The 5,900-nt window shown below is 69.3% G+C and carries 5 protein-coding genes, 1 rRNA gene and 1 pseudogene; 4 read left to right on the top strand and 3 right to left on the bottom strand.

The features are described 5' to 3' along the window. Positions 1 to 373: pseudogene (locus VB739_RS15910) on the top strand (peptidoglycan-binding protein); the annotation flags it as partial. A 26-nt stretch (positions 374 to 399) separates the two neighbouring features. On the opposite strand, the gene VB739_RS15915 reads toward VB739_RS15910, so the two are convergent. Continuing rightward, complete coding sequence (locus tag VB739_RS15915; RefSeq protein ID WP_323357999.1) at positions 400 to 1,896, bottom strand: ATP-dependent DNA helicase RecQ; 1,497 nt, start codon at positions 1,894 to 1,896, stop codon at positions 400 to 402. 75 nt (positions 1,897 to 1,971) lie between these two features. Continuing rightward, a complete protein-coding gene (locus tag VB739_RS15920) occupies positions 1,972 to 3,003 on the bottom strand; it encodes a hypothetical protein (protein WP_323358000.1) in 1,032 nt (343 codons plus the stop codon). Positions 3,004 to 3,143: 140 nt separating this feature from the next. On the opposite strand from VB739_RS15920, the gene VB739_RS15925 reads away from it, so the two are divergent. Genes VB739_RS15925 through mtnC form a run of 3 tightly spaced genes read left to right on the top strand, consistent with a single transcriptional unit; the run spans position 3,144 to position 5,626 of the window. After that, the gene (locus tag VB739_RS15925; RefSeq protein WP_094587464.1) at positions 3,144 to 3,353 is read left to right on the top strand and encodes a photosystem I reaction center subunit IV; all 210 of its coding nucleotides are present in this window, start codon (positions 3,144 to 3,146) and stop codon (positions 3,351 to 3,353) included. 27 nt (positions 3,354 to 3,380) lie between these two features. Then, complete coding sequence (locus VB739_RS15930; RefSeq protein WP_323358001.1) at positions 3,381 to 4,229, top strand: DNA-formamidopyrimidine glycosylase; 849 nt, start codon at positions 3,381 to 3,383, stop codon at positions 4,227 to 4,229. Between the two features lie 44 nt (positions 4,230 to 4,273). Beyond that, positions 4,274 to 5,626, top strand: coding sequence for an acireductone synthase (gene mtnC / locus VB739_RS16725; protein WP_416233354.1), 1,353 nt, complete (start codon positions 4,274 to 4,276; stop codon positions 5,624 to 5,626). Between the two features lie 169 nt (positions 5,627 to 5,795). Here mtnC and rrf read toward each other — a convergent pair. Continuing rightward, a 5S ribosomal RNA gene (gene rrf / locus VB739_RS15945) occupies positions 5,796 to 5,900 on the bottom strand; the annotation flags it as partial.

Raw genomic sequence — 5,900 nt, forward strand, 5'->3', positions numbered from 1 at the left:
AGCCAGCCCAGCTCCTGCCGCCAGCCAACCGGCCCCCACGGTCGCCAAGGCCGCCCCGGCACCGGCCGCCCGGCCCCAGCCAGCCGTGGTGGCGGCAGCCCCCCGGCCGGCCAGCACCGCCACCCCCGGCAAGCCCGACTGGCGCAACTACGGCCCCCTGCAGGTGGACTGGGCCAACTGGCAGCCGATGGGCGGCAGCATGGTCGCGCCCACCCTCAATTCCCAGGGGGAGTCGCTCTACCTGGCGGTCAACTGCAGTGCCCGCAAACTCAATGCCACCAGCCAAGCGGGCCAGTGGAAGAGCTGGGATGATCCTCAGGCCGATTTCGAGCAGCAGCTGGTCACCGACCTCTGCAAGTCCAGAGGCAGCTGAACGGGCAGGGAGCCTGAAGCCTTGCCTCAGGCCGACCAGCGCAGGGGCCAGGGGTCCCTCAGGTAGCTACGGCCCACCGGCCGCAGGTACAGACGCTGGGCGCCATCGTCGCTCTCGCTGATCAGCTCCTCCTGCACCAGGCGGCGGGCCAGCCAGGCCCAGCGGGGTTCCTCGTTGCCGTGGGCACCGGCCAGGTCCTCGGCCAGGCTGCGCAGGTCGCGGCCGCTGCGATCCTCCAGGGCCGAGAGCAACACGGCCGCCTGGTGGGCCCAGTCGTTCGCCGATGGCGCCGACAAGCAGTTGTCGCAACGGCCGCAGGGGGGGGAGAGCTCCCCCACCGCCAGCAGCAGGGCCTGCTCCCGGCACCCCTCACCTTCGGCCACCGCTTCGATGCGCCGCAGCTGCTGCTGGGCCAGCTCGAGCCTGTGGCGTTCCAGCAGCCGCTGGTCCGCCGGCAGCTGCTGGCCAGCGCTTCGCATCGCCCAGCCGAGGCTGGTGCGGTCGGCGGGATCGAAGAGCACCAGGCAGCGGGCGGGCTGCCCGTCGCGGCCGGCCCGCCCCGATTCCTGCAGATAGCCCTCGGCACTGGCCGGCAGGTCGAGGTGGAGCACCAGCCCTACATCGGGCCGGTCGACCCCCATGCCAAAGGCGACGGTGGCCACCAGCACCGGCGAGGGATGCTCCTGGAAATGGCGCAGCGCCAGCTGGCGGCTCTCGGGGTCCATGCCGGCGTGGTACGCGATCGCTTCCACCCCGGCCGCCGTCAGACGCGCCGCCCATTGCTCCACCGAGCGGCGGGTGCGGGCATAGATGAGCACCGCCCCGCGGGCCTGGCCGATCGCCGCCACCACCTCGGCCAGGGGGTCCGCTGGCCGCCGCCGCATGGTGTACGAGAGGTTGGCGCGGCGAGCCGATCGGACCTGCACCAGGGGCCGACGCAGCTGCAACAGGCGAATGATGTCGGCCCGCACCTGGGGCGCGGCGGTGGCACTCAGGGCCACCAGCGGCACGCCGGGACACAGCGCCCGCAGCTGACCCAGGCGCCTGTAATCGGGGCGGAAATCATGGCCCCAGGCGCTGATGCAATGGGCCTCGTCCACGGCCAGGGCCACCAGCCGGCCGGTGTCGAGGGCCTCCTCGAGCAACTGGCGGGTGGCCTCCGCCTGCGCCCTCTCGGGCGCCAGGTAGAGCAGCCGCAGCCGGTTCGATACCAGTCGCTGCTGCAGCTGGCGCCGCTCCCCCTGCTCCAGGCCCCGGTGCAGGCAGGCCGCCGGAATGCCCCGGGCCTGCAGCTGGCTCACCTGGTCCTGCATCAGGGCCACCAGGGGAGAGATCACCACCACCAGGCCATCCCGCACCAGGGCGGGGAGCTGGAAGCAGAGCGACTTGCCCGCTCCGGTGGGCAGCACCGCCAGGCAGTCGCGGCCGGCCAGCAACGCCTCGACCACCGGCCGCTGCCCGGGCCGGAAGCTCTCCCAGCCGAAATGGCGCTGCAGGCTCTCGGTGAGGGGATCGGCCCCCAAGCTCACTCCAGCGCTGGTACCGCCAGACCCTAGCTCCCACCAGATGTGGTGGCTGCTGGCTCAAGCCCGCGGCCGTCACGGCATTGGAGGCGGCTCCAGCTGGTCGGGGGATTCCTCCACCAGTTGCAGACGCACCCGCTTGCCGCCCGCCAGTTCCCCCAAAGAGACCCGCATGGTGGTGCCGCTGAGGCTCTGCAACACCGTGAGCAGCTCCCGCAGGTGGGGGGTGCTGCTGCCGCTCTCCACCCAGAGACGCTCCTGCAGACCCCCCAGCCGGCGCCAGCTGGTGTGCAGCTTGAGCACTGCACTCTCGAGCGCCTGGGCCTGGCCCACCGCATCGGCCAGGAGGCCCAGGGCATCGAGTCGCTGGGCTTCCTGCAGGGCCTTCTCCAGGTCGAGATTCCCCTGCTGGAAGGCCCGCACCGCCAGCCCCGCCTCGGCCGCCTTGCTGAGCCAGCGGGCGGTGAGGGTCACATCCTTGACCCGCTCCAGCTCCGGTTCCTCCCGCAGGACACGGCGCAGGTCGTTCTGCTGCTCCTCGGGCAGCTTGGCCAGTTCCCGCACCAGAGGCGCCACGGCCCGGGGGGGCAGGAGGTTGTCGGCGGTGCGCTGGCGGATCTCCTCCGGCAGCAGGGGGCTGGTGGCGGCGGTGAACTCGTCAGTGAGGCGGCGCACCTGCTTGCGGGTGATCTGCTGGCCCTCGTTGGCCGCCTCGCTGATCATCTGCTGGACCTCCGGATCGGCCTGGGCCGTTTCCAGGAAGGCCCGCTTGGAGAAATTGTTGACGCTGCCCTCCTCCAGCAGGCCCTCGCCCACCAGGCCATCGGCCGACTCCGCCAGCTGGATCAGGGTGTAGGCGCGGGTCTTGCTGATCTCCCGTTCCCGCAGCCACTGCAGGAAACCGGTGCCGCGTCCCTCGCCGCCACGCCGTTCCCGGTCGCGCACCGATCGCAGGATGCGGCCACGCCAGATTTCGGTCTGCAGATCAAAGCGATCGCAGACGGCCCAGGCTTCTTCAAGCCGGGCCAGGAACTCCATCGTGCTGAGGCTGTCGCTCTCCGGATCGGGCAGATCCAGGCTCAGCAGGGGGGCCTCGGGGAGGGCCATGGACGGGACCATCGGCGGGGCCGGCGGTGGGTGCGGGGATGTTGCCACGGGGCCGGCAACGAACCGTGACATCGCCTGGGCGCAGGCCCCGGATCGCCGGTAGTGTCGCTGCGCAGACCACCCGATCTTCCAGCCCAGCGATGGCCATCTCCCGCGGCGACAAAGTACGGATCAAGCGTCCGGAGTCCTACTGGTACAACGAAGTTGGCACCGTGGCGTCGGTTGACACCTCCGGCATCCGCTATCCGGTGGTCGTTCGCTTCGAGAAGGTGAACTACAACGGCTACAGCGGCTCCGACGGCGGCATCAACACCAACAACTTCGCCGAAAGCGAGCTCGTCAAGGCCTGAGTTTCCGGCCAGCCCTACGATCCGGGCATGCCTGAGCTGCCTGAGGTTGAAACCGTTCGTCGGGGCCTCGAGCAACAGACCCGCGGCCTTTTCATCGACCGCGTCGAGGTGCTCAGGGCCCGCGCCATCGCCAGCCCCGAAGACCCTGCTGACTTCTGCAGGGCCCTTCGGGGCCTTCTTGTGGGCCGGTGGCACCGCCGTGGCAAGTACCTCCTGGCTGATCTCGAGGCCCCTGGCGGCAGTGACGCGGGCCGCTGGGGCGTGCACCTCCGCATGACCGGCCAGTTCCTCTGGCTGGCCGAGACGCGCCCCCCTTGCCCCCACACCCGGGTGCGGGTCTGGAACGCGGCCGGCGAGGAGCTGCGCTTCGTGGACACCCGCAGCTTTGGCCAGATGTGGTGGGTTCCTGCCGGGGTCGCCGACACAGCGGTGATCACCGGCCTGCGGCGTCTGGGGCCGGAACCGTTCGCCGCGGCTTTCACCGGCGCCTACCTGCAGGAGCGCCTGAAGGGCTCGCGGCGAGCGATCAAGAACGCCCTGCTCGACCAATCACTGGTGGCGGGGGTGGGCAACATCTACGCCGATGAGTCCCTGTTTGCGGCAGGGATTCGGCCCCAGACCCCCAGCGGCCGCCTCGGGCGCAGCGACCTTGAGCGGCTGCGTTCATCTCTGGTGGAGGTCCTGGAGACCAGCATCGGCGCCGGGGGCACCACCTTCAGCGACTTCCGCGACCTGCAGGGCACCAACGGCAACTACGGCGGCCAGGCCTGGGTGTATCGACGCAGCGGATCACCCTGCCGCCGTTGCGGCACGGAGATCCTGCGCGAGAAGCTGGGGGGGCGCAGCAGTCACTGGTGTCCTCGCTGCCAGAACTGACGGCCGGCGCCCAGCCCCACCCATCCCCTTCTTTCCCAGCCCGCGTGACCAGCGCCCTCGCCGACCAGCTCAGCCGCACCATGGCGGCCCTCCACGGCCGCGGCTGGTGTGATGGCACTGGAGGCAACTTCAGTTGCGTGCTGACGCGCGACCCCCTGACCCTGCTGATGGCCCCCAGCGGTGTCGACAAGGGATCCGTTGGCCCGGAGGATCTGATCCAGGTGGATGGGGAAGGGGCGGTGGTGGCCGGCGAAGGCCGGGCCAGCGCCGAAACCCTGCTGCACCTGGAGATCGTGGATCGCACCGGGGCCGGCGCCGTGCTGCACACCCATTCCCAGGCCGCCACCCTGCTCTCCGACTGGTGTCTGGGAGACGATCAGACACCGGGGAGCCTGCAGCTGCAGGGCCTGGAAATGCTCAAGGGGCTGGAAGGCGTCAGCAGCCACCGCAGCCGGGTGACGCTGCCCGTCCTGGCCAACGACCAGGACCTGGCCCGGCTCAGCGCCGCCGCCGGCCCCCTGCTCGCTGCCGCCCCCCAGGGACTGTTGATCGCCGGGCATGGCCTCTACGCCTGGGGGAGCGATCTGCCCCAGGCACGGCGACATCTGGAGATCCTGGAGTGGCTGCTGGAACAACGGTGGCGGCGCCTGCTGCTGGAGAGCCTGGGCCAGCTGAAGCCCCAGAGCGAGGGGATCAGGGCCGTGCTGCTCGACATTGAGGGAACCACCTGCCCGGTGCCCTTCGTGAGCCAGGTGTTGTTCCCCTATGCCCGCGAGCGGCTGGATGGCTTTCTGCAAACCGAAGGGAATGCAGCGCTGGCTTCTCTGATTGAAGCGATTGATGGGGCCATGGCAGCGGACGACGGGGCTGCCGATGAACGGCCCCGAAGGGCGCCAAGCCATGACGAACGGGTGCGATTTCTTCAGTCGCTGATTGATCAGGACCGCAAGCTTCCCGCCTTGAAGGAACTACAGGGGCTGATCTGGGACGAGGGCTATGCCAGCGGCGCCCTGCAATGCCGGCTGTTTGACGATGTGGCCCCAGCGCTACGGGCCTGGCGAAAGGACGGTCTGCTGTTGGCTGTCTATTCCTCGGGATCGGTCAAAGCGCAGCAACTTCTCTACGGCCACAGCACCGACGGCGATCTCAGAGGCCTGTTCAGCCACTGGTTCGACACCAGCACGGGCCCCAAGGGTGAAGCCGCCAGCTATCGCGCTATTGCGAGGGAGCTGGCGCTGGCGCCGGCAGCGATTCTGTTTGTGAGCGATTCCAAGAGCGAACTGGAAGCCGCCCGATCCGCCGGCATGGCCACGCGATTCAGTCTGCGGCCGCAGAATCCCGCCGTGGATCCGGGTCCCTTTGAGGCCATCACCAGCCTGGCTCAGATTGAATTCTGAGCCCGAGGATTGCGCCCCATCCCCGGCTCCAGCCAGCAGCGCACCAGCAGCCGGCCGCAAAACAACCGACCAACAGAAAAGCCACCCTCCTCGGGTGGCTTTTCCTTCAACTCCATGTGGAGCTGGTGGCTCACATCGCGATATACAGCGACGATGGAGCGGAAGTTTTACCTGGCATCGAGCTATTTTTGCAGGGGGCTACCCCCCAACTATCGTCGCCGCTGCTGCGTTTCACAACCGAGTTCGAGATGGATCGGTGTGGTTCCACAGCGCC

It is taken from the genome of Cyanobium gracile UHCC 0281, from assembly GCF_034931305.1.
Taxonomy (GTDB): Bacteria; Cyanobacteriota; Cyanobacteriia; order PCC-6307; family Cyanobiaceae; genus Cyanobium; species Cyanobium gracile_A.

Excerpts from the sequence above, each read along its gene's own strand:
- VB739_RS15925 (WP_094587464.1), top strand. The coding sequence starts at position 3,144 with ATGGCCATCTCCCGCGGCGACAAAGTACGGATCAAGCGTCCGGAGTCC.
- VB739_RS15930 (WP_323358001.1), top strand. The coding sequence starts at position 3,381 with ATGCCTGAGCTGCCTGAGGTTGAAACCGTTCGTCGGGGCCTCGAGCAA.
- VB739_RS15920 (WP_323358000.1), bottom strand. The coding sequence starts at position 3,003 with ATGGCCCTCCCCGAGGCCCCCCTGCTGAGCCTGGATCTGCCCGATCCG.